The sequence below is a fragment of the Streptomyces sp. NPDC051452 genome, from assembly GCF_044454765.1.
In the GTDB taxonomy this organism is placed as follows: Bacteria; Actinomycetota; Actinomycetes; order Streptomycetales; family Streptomycetaceae; genus Streptomyces.
Genome location: NZ_JBITEB010000021.1, coordinates 1 through 25,100, shown reverse-complemented (window position 1 = coordinate 25,100; position 25,100 = coordinate 1). Strand labels below are relative to the sequence as shown.

The window sequence follows — 25,100 nt, the reverse complement described above, 5'->3', positions numbered from 1 at the left end:
CAGGCCGACCCCTCCCGAAAGGGCACCACGCGCATGGAGCAGTACGAGCCCGACCGCCTGTCCCCGGCCCAAGTGGCCGCCATGCGGCGCAGCCTGCGAAACGGCCGGGCGGCGATGACCCGGCGGTCGTTGCTGCGCGCCTCCGCGGGCGGCGCGCTCGCGGTCGGCGGACTGGGGACACTGAGCGCCTGCGGGATCCCCGCGGCCGGCAAGACGCAGGGCGGCACGTCCGCCGAGGACCACTCGGCCACGGAGAAGCGCGTGAGCTTCTCCAACTGGACCGAGTACATCGACGTCGACGACAGCGGCAAGCGCCACCCGACCCTGGAGACCTTCCGCAAGCGGACCGGCATCACCGTCGACTACACCGAGGACATCAACGACAACAACGAGTTCTTCGGCAAGCTCAAGCCGCAGCTCGCCGCGGGCCAGGACACCGGCCGCGACATCATCGTCCTCACCGACTGGCTGGCCGCCCGGCTGATCCGCCTCGGGTGGGTCCAGAAACTGGACCCGTCCAACCTGCCGCACGCCTACAGCAACCTCTCGCCCCAGTTCCGCAACCCCGACTGGGACCCCGGCCGCGCCTACTCCTACCCGTGGCAGGGCATCTCGACGGTCATCGCCTACAACAAGAAGGCGCTGGACGGCATCGAGGTGAAGTCGGTCTCCGACCTGCTCGACAACCCCAGGCTCAAGGGGCGCGTCGGCTTCCTGTCGGAGATGCGTGACAGCATCGGCATGACGCTGCTCGACATGGGCAAGGACCCGGCGAAGTTCACCGGCGACGACTTCGACGCGGCGATCGCCCGCCTCCAGAAGGCCGTCGACAAGGGGCAGATCCGCCGCTTCACCGGCAACGACTACACCTCCGACCTCACCAAGGGCGACTTCGCGGCCTGCGTCGCCTGGGCCGGCGACGTGGTCCAGCTCAAGGCGGACAGCCCCGACGTGGACTTCGTCATCCCGGACAGCGGCTATGTGACGTCGACCGACAACATGTGCGTCCCCAACCGGGCGCGGCACAAGACGAACGCCGAGCGGCTGATCGACTTCTACTACGAGCCCGAGCAGGCCGCCGCGCTCGCCGCCTACATCAACTACGTGACTCCGGTCGACGGTGTGAAGCCCTACCTTGCGAGGATCGACAAGGACGCGGCGAACAACCCGCTGATCGTTCCCGACAAGGCCATGCAGGCGAGATCCCATGCCTTCCGCTCCCTGAGCCCGAAGGAAGAGACGGCCTACGAAGAGAAGTTCGCGAAGCTCACAGGGGCGTGACGACGATGAAGACGACACCAGACAACAGCGGCGACGTCCGCCTCTCCGGTATCTCCAAGACCTACGACAACGGCTTCACCGCCGTACAGCCGCTGGACCTGACCGTGCCGCAGGGCTCCTTCTTCGCCCTGCTCGGTGCCTCCGGCTGCGGCAAGACCACCACGCTGCGCATGATCGCCGGTCTGGAGGAACCGTCCTCCGGCACCGTGCACCTGGGCGACCAGGACGTCACCCACCTGCCGCCGTACAAGCGGCCGGTCAACACGGTGTTCCAGTCCTATGCCCTCTTCCCGCACCTCGACATCTTCGAGAACGTCGCCTTCGGTCTGCGCCGACGCGGTATCAAAAGCGTGAAGACGCAGGTGGGGGACATGCTGGAGCTGGTCCAGCTCGGCGAGCAGGCGCGCAAGAAACCGCACCAGCTCTCCGGCGGCCAGCAGCAGCGCGTGGCGGTGGCCCGGGCCCTGATCAACCACCCCAAGGTGCTCCTCCTCGACGAGCCCCTCGGCGCCCTGGACCTGAAGCTGCGCCGCCAGATGCAGCTGGAGCTCAAGCGCATCCAGACCGAGGTCGGCATCACCTTCGTGCACGTCACACACGACCAGGAGGAGGCCATGACCATGGCCGACACGGTCGCCGTGATGAACGCGGGCCGCGTCGAGCAACTCGGCGCGCCCACCGACCTGTACGAGAACCCGCGGACGACCTTCGTCGCCAACTTCCTCGGCACCTCCAACCTCATCGAGGCCGAGGTCGACACCAAGAGCGGCGACGACATCGTGCTCAAGGCGGGCGGCGGGAAGCTCGTGCTGCCCGAGGCGCGATGTTCGGCGCCGACGACGGCCGGCGGCAAGGTGCTGGTCGGCATCCGCCCGGAGAAGATCGCCCTCACCCACGCCGACGACGCGGGCACCATCCCCGAGGGCCGCAACCGCCTCACCGGCAGGATCGCCGACGCCAGTTTCATCGGCGTCTCCACCCAGTACGTGATCGACACCCCGGTCTGCGACGAGTTCGCGGTGTACGCGCAGAACATCGAGCGGGACGGCCGTCTCGTCCCCGGCGCCGAGGTCGTCATGCACTGGAGCCCGGCCCACACCTTCGGTCTCGACGCGGCCCAGTCCCCGCTTGCCGGCACGGTGGGCTCCGCCGGCGCCGAGGAAGAGGCGGCCGCCTGATGTCGACGCTCACCGAGGCGCCCCCGCCCCTCGCCCCGGCCGCAACTGGGAAGAAGCCCGCGCGCAAGCGCGGCCGGTTGACGCCGTACTGGCTGCTGCTGCCGGGCATGCTGTGGCTGATCGTCTTCTTCGCGCTGCCGATGATCTACCAGGCCTCCACCTCCGTGCAGCAGGGCTCCCTGGAGAACGGCTACAAGATCACCTGGCACTTCGCGACCTACTGGGACGCGCTCGCCGAGTACTGGCCGCAGTTCCTGCGTTCGGTCTTCTACGCGGCCGCCGCGACGATCCTGTGCCTGGTGCTGGGCTACCCGCTGGCCTACCTCATCGCCTTCCGCGCCGGCCGCTGGAAGAACCTGATCATGATCCTGGTGATCGCCCCGTTCTTCACCAGCTTCCTGATCCGCACCCTGGCCTGGAAGACGATCCTCGCCGACAACGGCCCGATCGTGCACACCCTGAACACGCTGCACATCCTCGATCTCACCGACTGGCTCGGCTGGACGGCCGGCGACCGCGTCCTGGCCACCCCCATGGCGGTGGTCTGCGGCCTCACCTACAACTTCCTGCCGTTCATGATCCTGCCGCTCTACACCTCGCTGGAGCGGATCGACGGCCGACTGCACGAAGCGGCCGGCGACCTGTACGCCAAGCCCTCGACCACCTTCCGCAAGGTCACCTTCCCGCTGTCGATGCCGGGCGTGGTCTCCGGCACGCTGCTGACGTTCATCCCCGCGGCCGGTGACTACGTCAACGCCGAACTCCTCGGCTCGACCGACACCCGCATGATCGGCAATGTCATCCAGACACAGTTCCTGCGCATCCTGGACTATCCGACGGCGGCGGCCCTCTCCTTCATCCTCATGGCCGCCATCCTGGCCATGGTCACGATCTACATCCGCCGCTCCGGGACGGAGGACCTGGTCTAAATGACCGTCGTCACCTGGCTCAAGCGCCATCTCGTCGTCATCGCGGGCCTCATCACGCTCGCCTATCTCCTGCTGCCGAACGTCATCGTCACGGTGTTCTCCTTCAACAAGCCGAAGGGACGCTTCAACTACGAGTGGCAGCAGTTCTCCACGGCCGCCTGGAAGGACCCGTGCGGCGTCGCCGACATGTGCGGCTCGCTGTCCATCAGTCTCCAGATCGCGGTCTGGGCGACGGTCGGCGCCACCCTCCTCGGCACGATGATCTCCTTCGCGCTGGTCCGCTACCGCTTCCGCGCGCGCGGTGCCGTGAACTCGCTGATCTTCCTGCCGATGGCGATGCCCGAGGTCGTCATGGCCGCGTCCCTGCTCACCCTGTTCCTCAACATGGGCGCGCAGCTGGGCTTCTGGACGATCCTGATCGCCCACATCATGTTCTGCCTGAGTTTCGTCGTCACCGCCGTCAAGGCGCGCGTGATGTCGATGGACCCGCGCCTGGAGGAGGCCGCCCGGGACCTGTACGCCGGCCCGGCGCAGACCTTCGTGCGGGTCACCCTGCCGATCGCGGCACCCGGAATCGCCGCGGGCGCGCTGCTCTCCTTCGCGCTCTCCTTCGACGACTTCATCATCACCAACTTCAACGCGGGCTCGACCGTCACCTTCCCCATGTTCGTGTGGGGATCGGCCCAGCGCGGAACGCCCGTGCAGATCAATGTCATAGGTACGGCCATGTTCCTGGTCGCCGTCCTGTTCGTCCTGACCTCCATGGTCATCAGCAATCGCCGCAACAAGTACAAGGCGTAAAGCTCTGTAGGGAGTTGAAATCATGGCCCCAAGCGCCATGAGTCGTGGCAAAGGCAACTGGATCGCCTCTCTTTCCGAAGCCCAGCCGGTCCCGTACTGGCTGGAAGACCCCGGCAAGCCGCACGCCGAGCCCGCCCTCACCGGCAGCGAGACCTGCGACCTGCTGGTCGTCGGCGGCGGCTACAGCGGGCTGTGGACCGCGCTCAACGCCAAGGAGCGCGACCCGCGGCGTGACGTGGTCCTGCTGGAGGGCCGCGAGGTGGGCTGGGCCGCCTCGGGCCGCAACGGCGGCTTCTGCGCCGCCTCCCTCACCCACGGCCTGTCCAACGGCCTGACCCGGTGGCCCGGGGAGATCGACAGGCTGGAGGAGCTGGGCCGGCGCAACCTCGACGAGATCGAGGCCGCCGTCGCCCGGTACGGCATCGACTGCGACTTCGAGCGCACCGGCGAGATCGACGTCGCCACCGAGCCCTACCAGGCCCGCGAACTGCGCGACTGGCACGACGAGTTGGCGGAGCGGGGCCTCGCCGACGGTGTCGAGTTCCTGGACGCCGAAGCGGTGCGCGAGCAGGTGAACTCGCCCACCTTCGAGGCAGGTCTGTGGGACCGCCGGGGCGTGGCCATGCTGCACCCGGCGAAACTGGCCTGGGGCCTGAAGCGGGCGTGCGTCGAGCTGGGCGTCCGGGTGTACGAGCACACACCCGCGGTGAGCCTGAAGAGCCACGGCGCCGGCATGGCCGTACGCACCCCGTACGGCCGGATCCGGGCCCGCAGGGTCGCCCTCGGCACGAACATCTTCCCCAACCTGGTCAAGCGCGTGCGCTCGTACACCGTCCCGGTCTACGACTACGCGCTGATGACCGAGCCGCTGACCGAAGGCCAGCTGGCGGACATCGGCTGGAAGAACCGGCAGGGCCTGGGCGACAGCGCGAACCAGTTCCACTACTTCCGGCTGTCCGCCGACAACCGCGTCCTGTGGGGCGGCTACGACGCGATCTACCCGTACGGCGGACGGGTGCGCGCCGAGTACGACGACCGGCCCGAGACGTACGCCAAGCTAGCCGGGCACTTCTTCACCTGCTTCCCGCAGCTGGAGGGCGTCCGCTTCAGCCACGCGTGGGGCGGCGCGATCGACACCTGCTCCCGCTTCTCCGCGTTCTTCGGCACCGCCCACCAGGGCAAGGTGGCGTACGCGGCGGGCTACACCGGTCTCGGCGTCGGCGCCACCCGCTTCGGCGCGGACGTGATGCTGGACCTGCTGGACGGGGAGCGCACCGAGCGGACCGAGCTGGAGATGGTGCGCAGGAAGCCGCTGCCGTTCCCGCCGGAGCCCTTCGCGTGGACGGGCATCGCCCTCACCAAGTGGTCCCTGGCCCGCGCCGACGAGCGGGACGGCCGCCGCAATCTGTGGCTGCGGACGATGGACCGGCTTGGCCTGGGCTTCGACAGCTGACCGGGCCGGCGACCCCTCTCCGGCCGAGGCCGGTATGTGAGCCAGGTCACTCCAAGAGGGGTGCGCAAACCGCGTAACGCTCCCGGGAAGCCTCCCTCTCTCCTCCTGACGCGACCGCGTCGCACGAGGAAGAGGGAGGCGCATCGATGACTGGGGCGAAGACGGCGGTCGACTGGCTGGCATCCGTCGCACCGGACCCCGAGGCCTGCCGCCGGGAGTGGGAGCGCAACCCCCTCGGGGTCGCCCTGCTGCCCGCCGGTCGGGCCTGGGACGTCCTGATCCTGCCGGGCGCGCTCGGCTATCCGACCCTGGACGTGCTCACCCGCGTCCTCGACCAACCCGGCCCGGTGCTCGCCGACTTCGGCGACAACCGGGTCGGGTTCTTCGTGCCGCCCGGCACCGCCGCCCGTTGGCTGGGCACCGGCATCCGTACCGCGGGGCCCGGCACCTGGATCGTCGTGCCCTACCCGGGCCGGGCGACCCATGGGGTGCGCTGGCTGGTCCCGCCGGACGGCACGGGCCTGCTGACCGACCCCGCGCTGCTGGAGCTGGCGATGCACGAGGCGGCGGCGGGGCCGGCCGCGGAGCGGGAAGCGGACGGGTAGCGAGCGGGGGAGGGGCCGATGGCGCAGCGGACGTGAGGCGGACGTGAGGCGGACGGACAGGGGGCGGCTGGTGGGCGGCGGGCCGACGGTCGGCGCCGGAATCCCTTGACAAGAGGATTGGTCTGGACCAAGTTGAGTGCGCTCCACCCCTCCAACTCCCCCTGCCTCGGAGGCCCTTGTGGAACGTGCCCGACCCCCTCATGGTGCCCGGCGCCCCAGAACCGTCCTCGCCCTCCTCACCGCCGCGCTGCTGGCCGTGCCCGGCGTCACCGCGCTCTCGTCGGCCGCCCGTGCGGCCGACGCGGACGTGAGCCGCAACGGCGGCTTCGAGTCCGGTCTGACCGACTGGACCTGCCCGGCCGGCACCACGGTGAACACACCCGTGCACAGCGGGAGTTCCGCCCTGCGGGCCACCCCGGAGGGCGGCGACAACGCCCAGTGCGCGCAGACGGTGACCGTCCGGCCCGACGCCCAGTACACGCTCTCCGGCTATGTCCGCGGCTCCTACGTCTACCTGGGCGCGAGCGGCACCGGCACCACCGACGTCTCCACCTGGACCCAGTCCGCCCCCGACTGGCAGAAGCTGAACACCACCTTCCGCACCGGCGCCACGACCACCAAGGTCACCATCTACACCCACGGCTGGTACGGCACCGGCGCCTACTACGCCGACGACATCTCCCTGGTCGGCCCCGGCGGCGACGGCACCGGACAGCCGCCCGCCCCGCCCACCGGGCTGCGGACCACCGCCGTCACCTCGTCCTCCGTCGCCCTGTCCTGGACGGCGGTCACCGGCGCCACGAGTTACGCCGTCTATCGCGACGGCGTCAAGTCCCAAACGGTGAGCGGCACTTCGGCGACCGTCACCGGCCTCGCGGCCTCGACGGCGTACGGCTTCCAGGTCACCGCGAGCAACGACACCGGCGAGTCGGCGAAGTCCGCGGTCGTGACGGCGACCACCACCGCCGGGACCGGCGGCGGTGGCGGCGGCTCCGCCGGCCTGCCGACGCACGCCCTCGTCGGCTACCTCCACGCGAGCTTCGCCAACGGCTCCGGCTACACCCGGCTCGCGGACGTCCCCGACAGCTGGGACGTCGTCGACCTGGCCTTCGGCGAGCCCACCTCGGCCACCTCGGGCGACATCCGCTTCGACCGCTGCCCGGTCACCCAGTGCCCGAACGTCGAGAGCGACGCCGACTTCAAGGCCGCGATCAAGGCCAAACAGGCGGCCGGCAAGAAGGTGCTGATCTCCATCGGCGGCCAGAACGGCCAGGTCCAGCTGACCACGACCGCGGCCCGGGACACCTTCGTCTCCTCCGTCTCGAAGATCATCGACGACTGGGGCCTGGACGGCCTCGACATCGACTTCGAGGGCCACTCGCTGTCCCTGGACACCAACGACACCGACTTCAAGCACCCCACCACCCCCGTGATCGTGAACCTGATCTCGGCCCTGAAGACCCTGAAGGCCAGGTACGGCCCGGCGTTCGTGCTGACGATGGCGCCCGAGACCTTCTTCGTGCAGAACGGCTACCAGTACTACGGCACCGGCAAGTGGGGCGGCCAGGACCCCCGCTGCGGGGCGTACCTGCCGGTCATCCACGCCCTGCGCGACGACCTCACCCTGCTGCACGTCCAGGACTACAACTCGGGCCCGATCATGGGCCTGGACAACCAGTACCACTCCATGGGCGGCGCGGACTTCCACATCGCCATGACCGACATGCTGCTCACCGGCTTCCCGGTGGCGGGGAACCCGGACAACGTCTTCCCGCCGCTGCGCCCGGACCAGGTGGCGATCGGCATGCCGGCGTCGACGAACGCGGGCAACGGCTATGTGTCCCCTGCCGAGGTCACCAAGACCCTGGACTGCCTCACGAAGAAGACGAACTGCGGCTCGTACCCGACCCATGGGACCTGGCCGGCCCTGCGGGGTCTGATGACCTGGTCGGTGAACTGGGACCGCTTCGCGAACTGGGAGTTCCAGAAGAACTTCGACGCCTACTTCGGCTGAGCACGAGGGACAGGGTGGCCAGCAGCACCGTGCACAGGCACCAGCCGGCCACCACGTCCAGCGGCCAGTGCCAGCCGCGGCGCACCAGGCCGTACGACACCGCGAGCACCAGCGCCAGACAGCCCGCCACCAGCGTCCGGCGGGCGGCGGGCGAGCGCAGCCACGGCAGCAGAAGCAGGGTCGCGGAACCGTACGCGATCCCGGCCGTCGCCGTATGGCCGGACGGGAAGTAGCCGACGCCCGGGGGCATCACGGGGGTCCCCGGGCGCGCGGTCCACTCCTTCAGCGGTACCACGATCGCCGGGACCAGCGCCATCAGCACGGCGGCGGCGAGCGGCGGCCACCACCACCGTTCCATGCCGCTGCGGTGTCCCCGCCAGGCCGAATACCCGAGGGTCGCGGCCAGCACGGGCACGGCGACCTGGACGTTGCCGAGGTCGGAGAGGAGTTCGGAGAACCGGTCCGGATGGACCAGGGACCGGCTGAGCCGGGCGTCCAGCCCGAGGAGCGGGCCGTGGGCGAGGACCTGCCAGGTGATCAGGGCGAAGAGGACGGCCGGGACGCCGAGGAGCGGCACGCGGCGGGCTGGGGTCGACACGCGCCCAGCTTCGCAGGTCCGCTCGCGCGGGGGGCGTACCGGTGCGGTCCCGCTCGGGGCGGCGGAGAAGGAGGTCGGCCGCCCCGGAACAGGGGGGGATGGTTCCGGGGCGGCCGTCCGGACCGGAACGTCGCACGCCCCGGGGGGTTTGGGGCGGCGACCGTCCGATCGGTGAGGAGATCCCGGCGTCAGGCGCCGGTTGTGTGCGCGAGGGCACGACCAGGTCGAAGCTGGGGAGGCCCCGGCCTGAGATCGCCCACAGTCGCCTGCGGGCGGGGTGTATCTCTCATCCGGGTAGAACCTACGGCAGGCCGAGGCGCTTGGGCAGACGGAAGAACGTCCCGACATCCACCCCGCACACCTTCTTCACATGGCCTGCCGGAGGCACCCGTCAAAGGTGCGGACCACTCGCTCAGATGCGCGAAAAGGCCTGCTCGATGATGTCCAGGCCCTCGTTCAGAAGGTCCTCGCCGATGACCAGCGGGGGCAGGAAGCGCAGCACGTTGCCGTACGTGCCACAGGTGAGGACCAGCAGTCCCTCGGCGTGGCAGGCCTTGGCGAGCGCGGCGGTGGCCTCCGGGTTCGGCTCCTTGGTGGCGCGGTCCTTGACCAGCTCGATGGCGATCATGGCGCCACGGCCGCGGACGTCGCCGATGACGTCGAACTTCTCGGCCATGGCGGTGAGGCGACCCTTCATGATCTCCTCGATGCGCCGGGCCTTGCCGTTGAGGTCCAGCTCCCGCATCGTCTCGATGGCACCGAGCGCACCGGCGCAGGCGACGGGGTTGCCGCCGTAGGTGCCGCCCAGGCCCCCGGCGTGCGCGGCGTCCATGATCTCGGCACGGCCGGTCACGGCGGCCAGCGGCAGACCGCCGGCTATGCCCTTGGCCGTGGTGATCAGGTCGGGGACGATGCCCTCGTCCTCGCACGCGAACCACTGGCCCGTACGGCAGAAGCCGGACTGGATCTCGTCGGCGACGAAGACGATGCCGTTGTCGTTGGCGAACTTCACGATCTCCGGCAGGAAGCCCTTGGCCGGCTCGATGAAGCCGCCCTCGCCGAGGACCGGCTCGATGATGATCGCGGCGACGTTGTCCGGGCCGACCTGCTTGGTGATCTGGTCGATGGCCTGCGCGGCGGCCTCGGCGCCGGCGTTCTCCGCACCGGTCGGCCAGCGGTAGCCGTAGGCGACCGGGACGCGGTACACCTCGGGCGCGAACGGACCGAAGCCGTGCTTGTACGGCATGTTCTTCGCCGTCAGCGCCATGGTCAGGTTGGTGCGGCCGTGGTAGCCGTGGTCGAACACGACGACGGCCTGCCGCTTGGTGTACGCGCGGGCGATCTTGACGGCGTTCTCGACGGCCTCGGCGCCGGAGTTGAACAGCGCGGACTTCTTGGCGTGGTCGCCCGGGGTCAGCTCGGCCAGCGCCTCCGCGACCTCCACGTAACCCTCGTAGGGGGTGACCATGAAACAGGTGTGGGTGAAGTCGGCCAGCTGGGCGGAGGCCCGGCGCACGACGGCCTCGGCGGAGGCGCCGACGCTCGTCACCGCGATACCGGAACCGAAGTCGATGAGCCGGTTGCCGTCGACGTCCTCGATGATCCCGCCGCCGGCGCGCGCGGTGAACACCGGCAGCACGGAACCCACACCCTGGGCGACCACGGCGGTACGGCGGGCCTGAAGCTCCAGCGACTTCGGGCCGGGGATGGCGGTGACGACGCGGCGCTCCTGCGGAAGTGCGGTCATGGTGGCTCCCTGATGATCTTGCGTACCGGGCGGTCCCGGGCTGTACCGGGCGGTGCGTTTTCGGACGCTTACCTATCTTTCTTCGCAGGCTAGGGCCGGGTGTGCGGGGTGGGCATGCTCCATGTGGGCGTTGTCCACGGCATCCATTGTCCGCCGTGGACATAGCAGCGGGGGCGCCATACGCCCGGTCGGCGGCCTTTCTCGGCCGCGTAAGCGGTGAACTCCCCTTGCCGGGGCGTTAGATTGCTCGCTGACGGTGGACGGAACGGCTGGTCAGGGGGCAAGGCGGATGGACAGCGACGGCACACGGGACCCACGCGCCACACACCCGAACCCGGTACCGCGCCCGGCGGAGCCCCGTGAGGGGCCCGCCGTGCCACCGATGCCCTCGAACCCGCCCAGGCCGGACGGCTCCACCTTCCTGACCTGGCTACGCACCCCCCGCCCCGAGGCCCCCCCGGGAGTATGGCGCCTCGGCCACCGGCCGCGGCCTGAGGAAACCGACAGCCGGGTCTCCGACCGCTCACTACTCACGGGAGCAGTGGGCTCACTCGTTGCGGCGCTGCTCGTATGGTCGCTGTGGGTCAATAATCTCGTCCCCCACAAGAGGATCCTGCTCGAGCTGGTCACACCGTCCGACTGGTGGGGATTCGACCCGCCCCGGGCCGCGCTCACCGCGAGCGCCGTCTACGACAGCGTCTTCGCCACCCTCGTGCTCTATTACTTCGCGCGCGTGGGCAACTGGAAAGAGGTGGTCCGGCGGTACGTGACCGACCGGCCACAGCCGTCGCGCGCACTGCGCGCCGCCGCCCTCGGGGGGCTGGTCGTCTGGCTGGTCGTCTGGCACGGGCTGCTGTCGTATTACAAGCTCGCCGTGAGCGTGACGCCCTCCGACTGGTTTGTGTCGCCCGGTGACCCGGTAGGCACCCTGCACCGCCTCCGGGTCTTCAAGACCGTGCTCACTGTGCTGGTCCTGGTGCCGTTCGCCAGAGCGGGTGATTGGGCGGGGCTGCTGCGCGGTCTGCCGCGTCCGCGGACGGAGACCGAGAGCCACGCGGGGGGAGCGCACGAGCCCGTCGTGGACTGGCCCGAGCTGCATGCCTACGGTCAGAAGGTGACAGCCGAAAGGCTGACCGAGGATGCTCGCAACGGCCGCATGAACGACGTGGACTGCGCGAGGATCCGGCGTGCCTGGAGCTCCGTGGTCGCCGACCCCGCACGTCTGCCCGCGTTCACCTCGGCCGTGCTCAGCAGCGGAGCGCGCGCGTGTCTGCACCCCTCCGGCCATCGCGACCTTCCCGGCCGGACGGCCCTTCACGACCTGCTGACCTCACAGGTACGCATTGGCCGGTACGCGGACGCCGAGCGGACCCCGGCCGCCCGCCGCGCGGCGGGTGCGGCCGTGGACCCCGGCACGCTGGGCACTTCCCTGCTGGTGGTCGGGCCGCCCGGCTCGGGCAGGACCGAGCGTCTGGTGCGTCCCGTCGCGGAGTCCGTCGCGCTCCAGGCGCTCGCGGGGCAGGCCGCCCTGGTCACGGTGTGCGCCGCCGGCGCGCCCATGGGACCCGATCAGGCCTACGACATCGTGATCAGGCCCGGGGACAGGGCTTCGGCACACGACCTGGATCTCTACGGCGGGGCGCAGGACCCCGACGAGGCGGCCGCGCTCCTCGCGGATGTCCTCGCGGGCGACTGGCCAGAGGTGGAGCTGCGGCGTGCGGTCACCGTCATGGCTCAGCTCCTCGGGCCCTTCCGGGCTGTCCACGGCCGGTTCCCCTCCGTACCTGAGCTCCGACAGCTGTTGGACGGCGAGCCGTCGGCGCTGGACCGGCTGAAGGCGATGCTAGACCCGCACGATGACCCGGCGCTGCGCCGCGAATTGGACGCGCGGGCGCGGCAGACGGGCGCCCCCGGGGATCCCGGGATACTGCTCGCGGATCGGCTCGCCTGCTTCGACCGCCCAGCTTTCGCCGGTTTCTTCGACACGTCCGCCGACGCTCGGCCGTTCACGCTGCGATCGCTCGATCACCCGCTGCGCGTCAGGGTCGACCTGCCCGAACGAGCCCATCCGGAGGCGGCCCAGCTGCTGGCCCGGCTGCTGCTCGCGCAATTCACGGCAGGCATGACCACTCGTTCGGACCGGTCCCTGTTCGCCTGCCTCGTCCTGGACGACGCGGCACATGCGATCACCGCCGGGTCCGTGCGTGCTCTGCGCAGGCTGCGGGAGAGCCACGCGGGAGTGGTGTTGAGTCTGCGGGCCCTTGGAGACGTGCCGGAACACCTGAGGCAGCCTCTGATCGCCGCGGTCGGCTGTCACGCCGCCTTCTCGGGCATCACCACATGGGAGGGCTCGCTGTTCGCGCAGGCCTGGGGTACGGAGTGGGTGGAGACGACGGAGGTCGCCAAGCACACGGTGTTCGCGGACCAGCCGCTGACTCGGTTGATCCACGCTGTACGGAAGTTGGGCACGGGTAAGCCGGTCACAACAGATGCCGTCACCGTGCGGCAGGTTGAGCGGGAGCGGTGGTCTGCTTCCGAGTTGGCTCACGGGGTGCCCCCGGGGCACGCGGTGCTGTCGTTGACGACCGTGCGCGGGGAGCACGCGCCCCCCCTGCTGGTGGATCTGCGGGGATGAGACGGGGCCAGCGGGCGACCGTACGGTGAGGCAGAATCGGCCTAGGTCGTTCATACGCGGCGGCCAATAGATCACCGCGCTCGCCGGACCCCCTCACCGTGAAGGCCTCATGCCCCCGACCCTCGCCTCGCTCGTCCACCACTCCGCGCTCAAACTGACGGTGCGCGCGGGCGAGGACCGCCTCGACGTACCCGTCCGCTGGGCGCACGTCAGCGAGCTGGCCGACCCCGTCCCCTACATGGAGGGCGGCGAGCTGCTGCTGATCACCGCCCTCAAGCTGGACGCCGAGGACCCGGAGGCGATGCGGCGGTACGTACGGCGACTGGCCGACGCCGGCGTCGTCGGGCTCGGCTTCGCCATCGGCGTCAACTACGACGAGATCCCCACGGCCCTCGTCGACGCCGCAAGGGAAGCGGACCTGCCCTTGCTGGAGGTGCCCCGCCGCACCCCCTTCCTCGCCATCAGCAAGGCCGTCTCCGCGGCGATCGCCGCCGACCAGTACCGGTCGGTCACCGCCGGCTTCGCCGCCCAGCGCGAGCTGACCAAACAGGCCCTCAACACCGGCCCCGAGGGCCTGCTGGCCGCGCTCGCCGCACAGGTCGACGGCTGGGCCGCCCTCTACGACGCCTCCGGCGCCGTCGTGGCCGCCGCCCCGGAGTGGGCCGGCCGCCGGGCCGCCCGGCTGACCGCCGACGTGGAGCGGCTGCGCGAGCGGTCCGCCCCGGCGTCCTCCGTCGTCGGCGGCCCCGAGCACGAGGACCGCGTCGAGCTGCACTCCCTGGGCACCGGACGGCGACCGCGAGCGGCGCTCGCCGTCGGCACGGCCGCCGCACTCGGCACCGCCGAGCGCTACGCCGTCCACTCCGCCATCGCCCTGCTCACCCTCACCACCGAACGCTCCCGCTCCCTGCACGCGGCCGAGCAGCGGATCGGCACGGCCGTGCTGCGCATGCTGCTCGCCGGGGAGCCCGACCACGCCCGCGCCGTCGCCGGGGACCTGTACGGCGCCCTGCTGGACGCCCCCTTCCGGGTGATCGTCGCCGAGTCGGTGCCCGGCCCGGCGGCCCGCGCCCACGCGGACGCCCATCCGGACGCCCACTCGGCCCGACTGCCCACCGCGGCCGCCGGGCCGGCTCCCAAGCAGGCCGTGAAGGCGGGTGCCAAGCCGGGCGCCGCCGCGCTCACCGCCGTCGGCCCCGGCGGAGATCCGCTGGACGGCCTCGCGGAGACCGTGGAGTCCGCCGCCGCGCGCTCCGGGGAGGCCGTGCTGGTGGTGCCCGACGGCGAGCGGCTGGTGGTACTCGCCGCGGACGGCGGCGCGGCGGCGGCCGCCTGCGCCGAGTACGCCGCAGCGCTGGAGACGGCCCGCTCGGCCCCGGATCAGACAGGCCCCGCCGACGCCGGTGAGCTGGTCGTCGGCCTCTCCGCGCCCGCCGGACCGATCGCCGCCGCGGCGGCCTACAAGCAGGCCGAGCAGGCGCTGTCGGTGGCCCGGCGCCGGGGGCGGGTCCTCGTCGAGCACGAGCGGCTGGCCGCCGGATCCGTGCTGCCGCTGCTCGCCGACGACGCGGTGAAGGCGTTCGCGGACGGGCTGCTGCGGGCGCTGCGCGAGCACGACGCGACCGGGCGGGGGGACCTGGTCGCCTCGCTGCGGGCGTGGCTGTCGCGGCACGGCCAGTGGGACGCGGCCGCGGCCGACCTGGGCGTGCACCGGCACACACTGCGCTACCGGATGCGGCGGGTGGAGGAGATCCTGGGCCGCTCGCTGGACGACCCGGACGTCCGGATGGAGCTGTGGCTCGCCCTGAAGGCGACCTCGGCCGACTGACCGCGCGCGACACCCGGGTGCCAGGCGGCGACCTCGCCATTCCGGCGTACCCCCCGCCGTGACTGCTACGACTCGGACAAGCGACCGTCGGCCGCCGCCGCCCTACCGTGGAGCACGAAAGCCAAGCACACCTCCAACGCGGAAGGGCCGGGACTCGCACATGACTTCCACCCACGCCTTCTGGCTCGCCGGCCGCCAGGTCACCGGCTCGGAAACCTTCGACGTCACCTCCCCGTGGGACGGCCGGGTCGTCGGCAAGGTCAGCGTGCCGACCGACGCCCAGGTCGAGGAGGCCGTGGCCGCCGCGTACGCCGTGCGCGACGAGTTCGCCGCCACCCCGGCCCACGTACGCGCCGCCGCCCTCGACCACGTCAGCAAGCGGCTGGCCGAGCGCACCGAGGAGATCGCCCAGCTGATCTCCGCCGAGAACGGCAAGCCGATCAAGTGGGCCCGGGGCGAGGTCGGCCGTGCCGTCTCCGTGTTCCGGTTCGCCGCCGAGGAGGCCCGCCGGTTCAACGGTGGCGAGGCCCAGCGGCTGGACACCGACGCCGGTGGCCAGGGCCGTCTGGCGCTCACCCGCCGCTTCCCGAAGGGTGTCGTGCTCGGCATCGCGCCCTTCAACTTCCCGCTGAACCTGTGCGCCCACAAGGTCGCCCCGGCGATCGCCGCCGGCGCCCCGATCATCCTGAAGCCGGCCCCGGCCACCCCGCTCTCCGGTCTGATCATCGGTGACCTGCTCGCCGAGACCGAGCTGCCGGCCGGCTCCTGGAGCATCCTGCCGGTCGCCAACGACAAGATGCCCGCCCTCGTCCAGGACGAGCGCCTGCCGGTCATCTCCTTCACGGGTTCCGAGAAGGTCGGCTACGCGATCATGGACTCGGTGCCGCGCAAGCACTGCACGCTGGAGCTGGGCGGCAACGGCGCGGCCGTCGTCCTCGGCGACTACGCCTCCGACGCCGACCTGGACTGGGCCGCGACCCGCATCGCGACCTTCTCCAACTACCAGGGCGGCCAGTCCTGCATCTCCGTGCAGCGCGTGATCGCCGACGCGGCGGTGTACGACCGGCTGCTGCCGCGCGTCGTCGCCGCCGTCGAGGCCCAGGTCACCGGCGACCCGTCCGACGCCAAGACGGACGTCGGCCCGCTGGTCAGCGAGGACGCCGCCAAGCGCGTCGAGGCCTGGGTGAAGGAGGCCGTCGAGGCCGGCGCCACCCTCCACACCGGCGGCGACCGGGACGGCGCCTCCTACGCGCCGACCGTCCTCACCGACGTACCGGCGGACACCACCCTCGCCTGCGAGGAGGTCTTCGGACCCGTCCTCACCGTGCAGAAGGTGGACGGCGAGGACGAGGCGTTCGCCGCGGTCAACAGCTCCAAGTACGGCCTTCAGGCGGGCGTGTTCACCCACGACCTGCAGGTCGCCTTCCGTGCCCACCGCGCCCTGGAGGTCGGTGGCGTGGTGATCGGCGACGTTCCGTCCTACCGCGCCGACCAGATGCCCTACGGCGGCGCCAAGCAGTCCGGCGTCGGCCGCGAGGGCGTGCGGTTCGCGATGGAGGACTACACCTACGAGCGCGTACTGATCCTCACCGGTCTCGCGCTCTGACCTGCCACGGACAGGTCGAGAACCGGAACGGCCGCAACCCACTGTGCGGGGGTTGCGGCCGTTTCCCTTGCCCGGACGACTCGCAGGGGACGTTCGGTCAGGCGGTTCGAGGCCGGGTGCGGACGGTTCTGCCCCGGTACAGGCGGCCCGTGACGCCGGTGAACTCCAAGTCGAGTCCGAGGCCGTCGCGTTCGGCATGGAGGTGCAGGTGGGGCATCGTGCTGTTGCCGGAGTTGCCCACCTCGCCGAGCACCTGCCCGGCGCGCACGCGATCGCCCGTTCTCACCGTCACGGTTCCCCGGCGCAGGTGCGCGAGCTTGACGACCTCCGCGCCGGTGTCGATGAACACGTGGTTGCCATAAGGGGGTTGGTAGCGGATCGTGCCGGGTTCCTGGTCGTCCAACCGGCCCGCGGCGGAGATCACCGTGCCGGCGCAGGGCGCGTGCACGGTCCGGCCGTACACGAGGTGACCGTCGTTGCCTGCCCGCATGCCGCTGCCGGGCATCCGGACCCCACGGGAGCCGACCTGGATCACGTCCAGGGCGCCGCGCTGCTCGGGGAAGGGCGTGTGGTGGTTCAGGCCGTGCCCGCCCCCTTGTGCCACATACCAGTCGCCGCCCCGCAGGGGGAAGGTGAGGGGCCGTGACACCGCGACACCCCAACGGTGGCGGCGGGCCCGGGCCAGGAACCAGCCGAAGGCGGTGAACAGGGCGGCCCCCACGATCGGTTCCGCCACGCCGCTTCCCGACCACGGCAGTCCCGGCAGCCGCCACGCGGAGGCGAGGGCGACCGGCGCCCCGCTTTCCACGGCCCGGCGTATCCACCGCGGCAGCAGGGCCGGGGCGCTCCAGCCCTCCAGGAGCAGATAGCCGGCGGCGACGATGAGCAGGCGGCCGCACCAGGCGACGCGGGAGGGAGCCTGCCAGCACGCCTCGACCAGCGCGGCGAGGAGCAGTACCCAGATGAGCCAGGCGAGGGCGGCGCGTGCCCCGGGGGGAACGCGCAGGCGCGGTGCGCGGTAGGCGCCAGGGGAGATCAACAGGCCGTCGAGCACCCGCCCGTCACCCGTGACCGCGAAGGCGAGAGCCCGTCCCTTGGAGCCTTCGATCACCAGCCCGTCGGGGCCGTCCCGGACGCCGGTGATCTCGCCGACGCGCTCGAGGGTCCCGTCCGTGATCCGGTCGAGCCGCTCACGCCCCACGGCGGCGGCCACGCCCGGCGCGAGCGACTCCCGGTCCGCGCGCTTGGCGGTGAGGAACCCGAACAGGGCCTCGGCCGCCGGCCGCGCGGTCCCCCCGAAGTCCGCCGGCCCATCCGTCCGTCCGTGCATCCGTCGTACCGTCCCCCCCGGCCGTCACCGGCACCATGGCCGGCGCGCCGCCCGCGGGTGTCCTACCCGCGAGCCCACCCCCGTCATGATGCCCGGGCGCTCGCCCCCACGCCGACCGGGGGTCCCCCGGGCTGACCAGGTCGCTCGCTGTCGCCCTTCCCTCGGGGTGGGTTCGGGTAAAGGATTCGGCATCTACCGTTCAATTGTCTTGTCCTGTGCATGACTCGCCCGATGGGATGCGCGGAGACCACTTCGTCCCTCTCGGGACGTCTCGGCACCACTCAGGGGACTCCATGCACATAGCCCGTACCGGGCGCGGCGTCGCGGCTTCGACGGCCGCCGTCACCGCACTCGTCGCCGCCGCGCTGGCCACCACCTCGCAGGCCGGCGTCAGCGCCGCCGCGCCCGCCGCCGTGCCGCACACCAAGGCGGTTCCGGCCCTCGCGGGGCACGTCCTGGCGCATGACGTCGCCGCCCCGCTGCCCATCGCGCAGTGCCAGGCCAAGTGGCACATCGCCTGCTACAACCCGCTCCAGTACCGCACCGCGTACAACCTGAACGCGCTGTACCGGAAGGGCATCACGGGCAAGGGCCGCACGATCGTCATCGTCGACTCCTTCGGCTCCCCGACCGTCCAGCACGATCTCGACGTCTACAGCAAGCAGTTCGGGCTGCCCAGCACCAAGGTGAAGGTCGTCAAGTGGGGCCACGTCCCCGCCTTCGACCCCAAGAACTCCGACATGACCGGCTGGGCCGGGGAGACCACCCTGGACGTCGAGATGGCCCACGCCGTGGCGCCCGGGGCGAAGATCGTCGTGGTGGAGACGGGGGTGGCCGAGACGGAGGGCACGACCGGCCTGCCGGAGATGATGAGCGCCGAGAAGCATCTGATCGACCACGGCGTCGGCGACGTCATCTCGCAGAGCTTCGGCGCCACCGAGAACACCTTCCCCGGCTTCGGCCGGGGCGACTTCTCCAGCATCAAGAAGCTGCGCTACGCCTTCCAGGCCGCCGCTCGCAAGAACGTCACCGTCCTCGCCTCCTCCGGCGACGGCGGCGCCACCGACAACACCGCCGACGGCAAGGACTACTACAAGAAGCGCGTCAACTCCTGGCCCTCCTCGGACCCGCTGGTCACCTCCGTCGGCGGCACCCAGCTCCACCTGGACGACAAGGGGCGGCGCGTCAAGCCGGACAGCGTCTACAACGACTACGGCGCGGGCGGTGGCGGCCAGTCCCACGTCTTCCCCCGGCCGGCCTTCCAGAACGGCGTGAAGAAGGTCGTCGGCGCCCGGCGCGGCACCCCGGACATCTCGATGGCCGCGGCGGTCGACGGCGGCGCCTGGATCTACTCCAGCTTCGACCCGACCGCCACCGGCTGGGACGTCTCCGGCGGCACCAGCGAGGCCGGCCCGCTCTTCTCCGGCATCGTCGCCCTCGCCGACCAGGCGGCCGGCCACCGGCTCGGCGACATCAACGCCGCGCTCTACACCCTGTCGCGCCACGCCGGCACGGGTGTGGTGGACGTCAAGGACGGCACGGACAACAGCTACGCCGGAGTCAAGGGCTACAAGGCCGTCAAGGGCTACGACATGGCCACCGGCGTCGGCACCCTGGACGCCCTCCGCTTCGTACCGGCCCTGGCCAAGGCAGCCCGCCACGGCTGACCCCGCCCACCCAGGGGCACCGCCAGGGCGCCCCTGAACCACCCGAGCCACCCACCCGGCCTCGCCGCACCCATGCGGCGAGGCCGGACCCGTGAGGCCCCCACGAGGGCGGTACCGCACCCGTCCCTCATCCGCCACTCATCCGCCACCCCCACCCCCATTTCGACCCGATCGGACCGCGAGGGGTGGTGGAGACGGGCCGTTTCAGGTACCAACGATCCAGTAGCACTGGTCGGTAATGAACGGTCCGCATTCATCCCCCTTCGCGGCGAGGTGAGCCTCAATGTCCGCCACCACCACCCCACGCACCACCGTGACCGAGCGCGAGGCCCGTCAGGTGGCGGAGGCCGCCCGGCAGCAGGACTGGCACAAGCCCAGCTTCGCCAAGGAACTGTTCCTCGGGCGCTTCCGGCTCGACCTCATCCACCCCCACCCCCTGCCCGACGAGGAGTCCGTCCGGCGCGGCGAGGAGTTCCTCGCCCGGCTGCGCACCTTCTGCGAGACGGCCGTCGACTCCGCCCGCATCGAGCGCGAGGCCCGCATCCCCGACGAGGTCGTCGCCGGGCTCAAGGAACTCGGCGCCCTCGGCATGAAGATCGACCCCAAGTACGGCGGCCTGGGCCTCACCCAGCTCTACTACAACAAGGCCCTCGCCCTGGTCGGCTCCGTGAGCCCCGCCGTCGGCGCGCTGCTCTCCGCCCACCAGTCGATCGGCGTACCGCAGCCGCTGAAGATGTTCGGCACCCAGGAGCAGAAGGACGCCTTCCTGCCCCGCTGCGCCCGCACCGACATCTCCGCCTTCCTGCTCACCGAGCCCGACGTCGGCTCCGACCCGGCGCGCCTGGCCACGACGGCCGTGCCCGACGAGGGGGGAGACTACGTCCTCGACGGCGTGAAGCTGTGGACCACCAACGGGGTCGTCGCCGACCTCCTCGTCGTCATGGCGCGCGTCCCGAAGTCCGAGGGGCACAAGGGCGGCATCACGGCGTTCGTGGTGGAGGCCGCCTCCGAGGGCATCACCGTCGAGAACCGCAACGCCTTCATGGGCCTGCGCGGCATCGAGAACGGCGTCACCCGCTTCCACCAGGTCCGCGTGCCCGCCGCGAACCGCATCGGACCCGAGGGCGCCGGCCTGAAGATCGCGCTGACCACCCTCAACACCGGCCGGCTGTCCCTGCCCGCCATGTGCGCCGGCGCCGGCAAATGGTGCCTGAAGATCGCTCGCGAGTGGGCGGCCGAGCGGGAGCAGTGGGGCAAGCCGGTCGCGTTCCACGAGGCCGTCGGCTCCAAGATCAGCTTCATCGCCGCCACCACCTTCGCCCTGGAAGCCGTCCTCGACCTGTCCTCGCAGATGGCCGACGAGGACCGCAACGACATCCGCATCGAAGCCGCCCTCGCCAAGCTCTACGGCTCCGAGATGGCCTGGCTGATGGCCGACGAACTGGTCCAGATCCGCGGCGGCCGCGGCTACGAGACGGCCGAGTCGCTGCGGGCCCGCGGCGAACGCGGTGTCCCGGCCGAGCAGATCCTGCGCGACCTGCGCATCAACCGCATCTTCGAGGGCTCGACGGAGATCATGCACCTGCTGATCGCCCGCGAGGCCGTCGACGCCCACCTCTCGGTCGCCGGCGACCTCATCGACCCGGACAAGACCCTGTCCGACAAGGCGAAGGCGGGCGCGAACGCCGGCCTCTTCTACGCCAAGTGGCTGCCCAAACTGGTCGCCGGTCCGGGCCAGCTGCCCACCGCCTACGGCGAGTTCAAGCACGACGTCGACCTCTCCGGCCATCTGCGCTACGTCGAGCGCACCGCCCGCAAGCTGGCCCGCTCCACCTTCTACGCCATGTCCCGCTGGCAGGGCCGGATGGAGACCAAGCAGGGCTTCCTCGGCCGGATCGTGGACATCGGCGCCGAACTGTTCGCCATGAGCGCGGCCTGTGTGCGCGCCGAGCGGCTGCGCGGCGAGGGCGTACACGGCCGGGAGGCCTACCAGCTCGCCGACGCCTTCTGCCGCCAGTCCCGCATCCGCACGGAGGAGCTGTTCGGCCGCCTGTGGACCAACACCGACGATCTCGACCGCAAGGTGGTCAAGGGAGTCCTCGGCGGTGCGTACGAGTGGTTGGAGGAGGGTGTCATCGACCCGTCGGGCGACGGACCGTGGATCGCGGACGCGAGCCCCGGCCCCTCCGCCCGGGAGAACGCCCGCCGCCCCTTCGGCGGCTAGCGACACCGGCCGCACGCGGCCACCGCCCGCGCGGGGCAGGGAGGGAGACCGCCCTGGCCCGCGCGGTGCCGGGTACCGGACGTCGACCGGACGTCACCGTCGTGGGAGCCGGCGTCGGGAGGGCCCCGCACCCCCCGGTCCTCACCGCCGTCCCACAACGGGAGCAACGTCCCGTTCGCCGATGAATGCGGTCAACGCACCCGCCCGAGGGATGCGCTGTCCCGGCGGCCGCCGCTTACCGCGACAATGGGGGGATGACCGAACGTCCCGCCCATCCGGCACCCCTCGCCGATCCGCACCTCGTCTACGACCCCGTCGCCGGGGACGGCCCCAAGGACGTGGTGATCCTCGGCTCCACCGGATCCATCGGCACCCAGGCCATCGACCTCGTGCTGCGCAACCCCGCCCGCTTCCGCGTCACCGCCCTGTCCGCGAACGGCGGCCGGGTCGCCCTGCTGGCCGAGCAGGCGCACCGGCTCCGGGTGCGCACCGTCGCGGTCGCCCGCGAGGACGCCGTACCCGCCCTGCGCGAGGCCCTCGCCGGCGAGTACGGCGCGGGGGAACCGTTGCCCGAGATCCTCGCCGGGCCGGACGCGGCCCGCGAGGTCGCCGCCTCCGACTGCCACACCGTGCTCAACGGCATCACCGGGTCCATCGGCCTCGCGCCCACCCTCGCCGCCCTGGAGGCGGGACGCACCCTCGCCCTGGCCAACAAGGAGTCGCTGATCGTCGGCGGCCCGCTGGTCACCGCGCTCGCCAAGCCGGGCCAGATCATCCCGGTCGACTCCGAGCACGCGGCCCTCTTCCAGGCGCTGGCCGCCGGCACCCGCGCCGACGTCCGCAAGCTCGTCGTCACCGCCTCCGGCGGCCCCTTCCGCGGCCGGACCAAGGCCGAGCTGGCGGACGTCACCGTCCAGGACGCGCTCGCGCACCCCACCTGGGCGATGGGGCCGGTGATCACGGTCAACTCCGCGACCCTGGTCAACAAGGGCCTGGAGGTGATCGAGGCGCACCTCCTCTACGACATTCCCCTCGACCGCATTGAGGTGGTCGTGCACCCGCAGTCGTATGTCCACTCGATGGTCGAGTTCACCGACGGTTCCACGATCGCCCAGGCGACGCCCCCCGACATGCGCGGGCCGATCGCCATCGGTCTGGGCTGGCCCGAACGTGTTCCCGACGCCGCGCCCGCTTTCGACTGGAGCAAGGCCTCCACCTGGGAGTTCTTCCCGCTGGACAACGAGGCCTTCCCCTCGGTGGACCTTGCCCGGCACGTCGGGCGGCTCGCGGGGACGGCTCCGGCGGTGTTCAATGCGGCCAACGAGGAGTGCGTCGAGGCCTTCCTGGGCGGCGCGCTGCCCTTCAACGGGATCATGGAGACCGTCACCCGGGTGGTCGAGGAGCACGGCACCCCGGACACGGGAACCTCGCTCACCGTGTCGGACGTCCTCGAAGCGGAGACCTGGGCGCGGGCCCGGGCCCGCGAACTCACAGCCACGACGGCGACCGCGGAGGCGCGTGCATGACGACCTTGATGTTCATCCTCGGCATAGTGGTCTTCGCGGTGGGCCTGCTCGTCTCGATCGCGTGGCACGAGCTGGGGCACCTGTCCACGGCCAAGCTCTTCGGCATCCGCGTCCCGCAGTACATGGTCGGCTTCGGCCCGACCGTGTGGTCACGGAACAAGGGCGAGACCGAGTACGGCATCAAGGCCATACCGCTCGGCGGCTACATCCGCATGATCGGCATGTTCCCGCCCGACGAGGAGGGCCGGGTCTCCGCCCGCTCCACCTCCCCGTGGCGCGGCATGATCGAGGACGCCCGCTCGGCGGCCTTCGAGGAGCTCAAGCCGGGTGACGACACGCGCATGTTCTACACGCGCAAGCCGTGGAAGCGGGTCATCGTCATGTTCGCCGGACCGTTCATGAACCTGGTCCTCGCGATCGCCCTGTTCTTCACCGTGCTCATGGGCTTCGGCATCCAGCAGCAGACCACCACCGTCGCCTCCGTCTCGCCCTGCGTCATCGCCCAGAGCGAGCACCGCGACAGCTGCAAGAAGTCCGACCCCGCCTCCCCGGCCCAGGCCGCCGGCATCCGCAAGCGCGACAGGATCGTCTCCTTCGACGGCAGGTCCACCAAGGACTGGAACACCCTCTCGGACCTGATCCGCGACAGCGCCGGCAAGACCGTGCCGATCGTCGTCGACCGCGACGGCGAACAGCTCACGCTGCACGCCAGGATCGCCACCAACCTGGTCGCCAAGAAGGACTCCAGCGGCACCTACGTCCAGGGCAAGTACGTCGAGGCCGGCTTCCTCGGCTTCAGCTCCGCCACCGGCGTGGTGAAACTGGACTTCGGCGACTCCACCACCTGGATGACCGACCGCGTGGGCGACGCCGTCGACTCACTGGCCGTCCTGCCCGGCAAGATCCCCGCCCTGTGGGACGCCGCCTTCGGCGACGGCCCGCGCGAGCCGGACTCCCCGGTGGGCATCGTCGGCGCGGCCCGGATCACCGGCGACATCGCCACCCTGGACATCCCCGCCTCCCAGCAGGTGGCGATGTTCGTGATGCTGCTCGCCGGGTTCAACCTCTCGCTGTTCCTGTTCAACATGCTCCCGCTGCTCCCGCTCGACGGCGGTCACATCGCGGGCGCCCTGTGGGAGGCCCTGCGCCGGAACCTGGCCCGGGTGCTGCGCCGGCCGGACCCCGGTCCGTTCGACGTCGCCAAGCTGATGCCGGTGGCCTACGTGGTGGCCGGGATCTTCGTCTGCTTCACGCTCCTGGTCCTGATCGCGGACGTGGTCAACCCGGTGAAGATCTCGTAGCCACGCGCTGTGCCAGGCGGCCCGGAACCCCCGTGGTTCCGGGCCGCCTTCCATCGAGTGGGTTTGGCGGGTGGGATGTGCTCGTGCCGGGGCCGGTGCCGTAATCTCGAAGCCTGGAGCCCGCCGTCCACGGGACGGCACTTTGATCCACGACTTGGGGTTGCACAGCAGATGACTGCGATTTCTCTCGGCATGCCGTCCGTCCCGACCAAGGTTGCCGAGCGCCGGAAGAGCCGGCAGATCCAGGTCGGAAGCGTGGCGGTCGGCGGAGACGCGCCCGTCTCGGTGCAGTCGATGACGACGACCCGTACGTCCGACATCGGCGCGACCCTCCAGCAGATCGCCGAGCTGACGGCGTCCGGCTGCCAGATCGTCCG

The 25,100-nt window shown here is 71.2% G+C and carries 17 protein-coding genes and 2 pseudogenes; 16 read left to right on the top strand and 3 right to left on the bottom strand.

What is annotated here, in order from left to right; translation table 11 throughout:
- The first annotated feature begins 33 nt into the window (after positions 1–33).
- From ACIBA9_RS34000 to ACIBA9_RS33970, 7 genes are all read left to right on the top strand, one after another.
- Positions 34–1,281 (top strand): spermidine/putrescine ABC transporter substrate-binding protein, encoded by a 1,248-nt coding sequence (locus ACIBA9_RS34000; protein ID WP_399369137.1) that lies wholly within the window; start codon positions 34–36, stop codon positions 1,279–1,281.
- A 5-nt stretch (positions 1,282–1,286) separates the two neighbouring features.
- Positions 1,287–2,459, top strand: coding sequence for an ABC transporter ATP-binding protein (locus ACIBA9_RS33995; protein ID WP_393901506.1), 1,173 nt, complete (start codon positions 1,287–1,289; stop codon positions 2,457–2,459).
- Positions 2,459–3,388 carry an ABC transporter permease gene (locus ACIBA9_RS33990; RefSeq protein WP_399369135.1) on the top strand — a complete coding sequence of 310 codons (930 nt, stop codon included), beginning with the start codon at positions 2,459–2,461 and terminating at the stop codon, positions 3,386–3,388. Before ACIBA9_RS33995 ends, ACIBA9_RS33990 begins: the two co-directional genes overlap by 1 nt.
- Entirely contained in the window at positions 3,389–4,189 is an 801-nt protein-coding gene (locus tag ACIBA9_RS33985; protein ID WP_362161137.1) for an ABC transporter permease, read from the top strand.
- Positions 4,190–4,211: 22 nt separating this feature from the next.
- Positions 4,212–5,642 (top strand): NAD(P)/FAD-dependent oxidoreductase, encoded by a 1,431-nt coding sequence (locus ACIBA9_RS33980; RefSeq protein ID WP_399369133.1) that lies wholly within the window; start codon positions 4,212–4,214, stop codon positions 5,640–5,642.
- A gap of 146 nt (positions 5,643–5,788) precedes the next feature.
- On the top strand, positions 5,789–6,247 hold the full coding sequence (locus ACIBA9_RS33975; RefSeq protein ID WP_393901502.1) for a hypothetical protein: 459 nt from the start codon (positions 5,789–5,791) through the stop codon (positions 6,245–6,247).
- Positions 6,248–6,425: 178 nt separating this feature from the next.
- Entirely contained in the window at positions 6,426–8,261 is a 1,836-nt protein-coding gene (locus ACIBA9_RS33970; protein ID WP_399369131.1) for a chitinase, read from the top strand.
- Positions 8,262–8,316: 55 nt separating this feature from the next.
- Here the strand turns inward: ACIBA9_RS33970 and ACIBA9_RS33965 are convergent.
- Both ACIBA9_RS33965 and gabT read right to left on the bottom strand, forming a co-directional pair.
- A pseudogene (locus ACIBA9_RS33965) lies at positions 8,317–8,511 on the bottom strand (phosphatase PAP2 family protein); the annotation flags it as partial.
- 760 nt (positions 8,512–9,271) lie between these two features.
- The gene (gabT, locus tag ACIBA9_RS33960; RefSeq protein WP_399369129.1) at positions 9,272–10,606 is read right to left on the bottom strand and encodes a 4-aminobutyrate--2-oxoglutarate transaminase; all 1,335 of its coding nucleotides are present in this window, start codon (positions 10,604–10,606) and stop codon (positions 9,272–9,274) included.
- 541 nt (positions 10,607–11,147) lie between these two features.
- Between gabT and ACIBA9_RS33955 the strand changes: the two genes are divergently transcribed.
- From ACIBA9_RS33955 to ACIBA9_RS33940, 4 genes and pseudogenes are all read left to right on the top strand, one after another.
- On the top strand, positions 11,148–13,241 hold the full coding sequence (locus ACIBA9_RS33955; RefSeq protein WP_399369127.1) for an ATP/GTP-binding protein: 2,094 nt from the start codon (positions 11,148–11,150) through the stop codon (positions 13,239–13,241).
- Positions 13,242–13,350: 109 nt separating this feature from the next.
- Positions 13,351–13,668: pseudogene (locus tag ACIBA9_RS33950) on the top strand (PucR family transcriptional regulator ligand-binding domain-containing protein); the annotation flags it as partial.
- A 1,059-nt stretch (positions 13,669–14,727) separates the two neighbouring features.
- The gene (locus tag ACIBA9_RS33945; protein WP_393901511.1) at positions 14,728–15,069 is read left to right on the top strand and encodes a PucR family transcriptional regulator; all 342 of its coding nucleotides are present in this window, start codon (positions 14,728–14,730) and stop codon (positions 15,067–15,069) included.
- Between the two features lie 160 nt (positions 15,070–15,229).
- The gene (locus tag ACIBA9_RS33940; protein WP_399369125.1) at positions 15,230–16,675 is read left to right on the top strand and encodes an aldehyde dehydrogenase family protein; all 1,446 of its coding nucleotides are present in this window, start codon (positions 15,230–15,232) and stop codon (positions 16,673–16,675) included.
- Positions 16,676–16,772: 97 nt separating this feature from the next.
- On the opposite strand, the gene ACIBA9_RS33935 is transcribed toward ACIBA9_RS33940, so the two are convergent.
- Positions 16,773–18,005: a M23 family metallopeptidase gene (locus tag ACIBA9_RS33935; RefSeq protein WP_399369123.1), complete on the bottom strand. Its 1,233-nt coding sequence runs from the start codon at positions 18,003–18,005 to the stop codon at positions 16,773–16,775.
- A gap of 293 nt (positions 18,006–18,298) precedes the next feature.
- Between ACIBA9_RS33935 and ACIBA9_RS33930 the strand changes: the two genes are divergently transcribed.
- The 5 genes from ACIBA9_RS33930 to ACIBA9_RS33910 form a co-directional block, all read left to right on the top strand.
- The gene (locus tag ACIBA9_RS33930) at positions 18,299–19,672 is read left to right on the top strand and encodes a S8 family serine peptidase (protein WP_399369121.1); all 1,374 of its coding nucleotides are present in this window, start codon (positions 18,299–18,301) and stop codon (positions 19,670–19,672) included.
- Between the two features lie 283 nt (positions 19,673–19,955).
- On the top strand, positions 19,956–21,896 hold the full coding sequence (locus ACIBA9_RS33925; RefSeq protein WP_362161164.1) for an acyl-CoA dehydrogenase family protein: 1,941 nt from the start codon (positions 19,956–19,958) through the stop codon (positions 21,894–21,896).
- A gap of 254 nt (positions 21,897–22,150) precedes the next feature.
- Positions 22,151–23,422 (top strand): 1-deoxy-D-xylulose-5-phosphate reductoisomerase, encoded by a 1,272-nt coding sequence (gene dxr, locus ACIBA9_RS33920; RefSeq protein WP_399369119.1) that lies wholly within the window; start codon positions 22,151–22,153, stop codon positions 23,420–23,422.
- The gene (locus ACIBA9_RS33915; RefSeq protein WP_399369117.1) at positions 23,419–24,723 is read left to right on the top strand and encodes a M50 family metallopeptidase; all 1,305 of its coding nucleotides are present in this window, start codon (positions 23,419–23,421) and stop codon (positions 24,721–24,723) included. Before dxr ends, ACIBA9_RS33915 begins: the two co-directional genes overlap by 4 nt.
- A gap of 171 nt (positions 24,724–24,894) precedes the next feature.
- Positions 24,895–25,100 (top strand): flavodoxin-dependent (E)-4-hydroxy-3-methylbut-2-enyl-diphosphate synthase (locus ACIBA9_RS33910; protein ID WP_399369115.1); only part of this gene is annotated, 206 nt, incomplete at its 3' end.

Excerpts from the sequence above, each read along its gene's own strand:
- ACIBA9_RS34000 (WP_399369137.1), top strand. The coding sequence starts at position 34 with ATGGAGCAGTACGAGCCCGACCGCCTGTCCCCGGCCCAAGTGGCCGCC.
- ACIBA9_RS33925 (WP_362161164.1), top strand. The coding sequence starts at position 19,956 with ATGTCCGCCACCACCACCCCACGCACCACCGTGACCGAGCGCGAGGCC.
- ACIBA9_RS33930 (WP_399369121.1), top strand. The coding sequence starts at position 18,299 with ATGCACATAGCCCGTACCGGGCGCGGCGTCGCGGCTTCGACGGCCGCC.
- ACIBA9_RS33990 (WP_399369135.1), top strand. The coding sequence starts at position 2,459 with ATGTCGACGCTCACCGAGGCGCCCCCGCCCCTCGCCCCGGCCGCAACT.
- gabT (WP_399369129.1), bottom strand. The coding sequence starts at position 10,606 with ATGACCGCACTTCCGCAGGAGCGCCGCGTCGTCACCGCCATCCCCGGC.
- dxr (WP_399369119.1), top strand. The coding sequence starts at position 22,151 with ATGACCGAACGTCCCGCCCATCCGGCACCCCTCGCCGATCCGCACCTC.
- ACIBA9_RS33975 (WP_393901502.1), top strand. The coding sequence starts at position 5,789 with ATGACTGGGGCGAAGACGGCGGTCGACTGGCTGGCATCCGTCGCACCG.
- ACIBA9_RS33995 (WP_393901506.1), top strand. The coding sequence starts at position 1,287 with ATGAAGACGACACCAGACAACAGCGGCGACGTCCGCCTCTCCGGTATC.
- ACIBA9_RS33915 (WP_399369117.1), top strand. The coding sequence starts at position 23,419 with ATGACGACCTTGATGTTCATCCTCGGCATAGTGGTCTTCGCGGTGGGC.
- ACIBA9_RS33985 (WP_362161137.1), top strand. The coding sequence starts at position 3,389 with ATGACCGTCGTCACCTGGCTCAAGCGCCATCTCGTCGTCATCGCGGGC.
- ACIBA9_RS33935 (WP_399369123.1), bottom strand. The coding sequence starts at position 18,005 with ATGCACGGACGGACGGATGGGCCGGCGGACTTCGGGGGGACCGCGCGG.
- ACIBA9_RS33980 (WP_399369133.1), top strand. The coding sequence starts at position 4,212 with ATGGCCCCAAGCGCCATGAGTCGTGGCAAAGGCAACTGGATCGCCTCT.
- ACIBA9_RS33940 (WP_399369125.1), top strand. The coding sequence starts at position 15,230 with ATGACTTCCACCCACGCCTTCTGGCTCGCCGGCCGCCAGGTCACCGGC.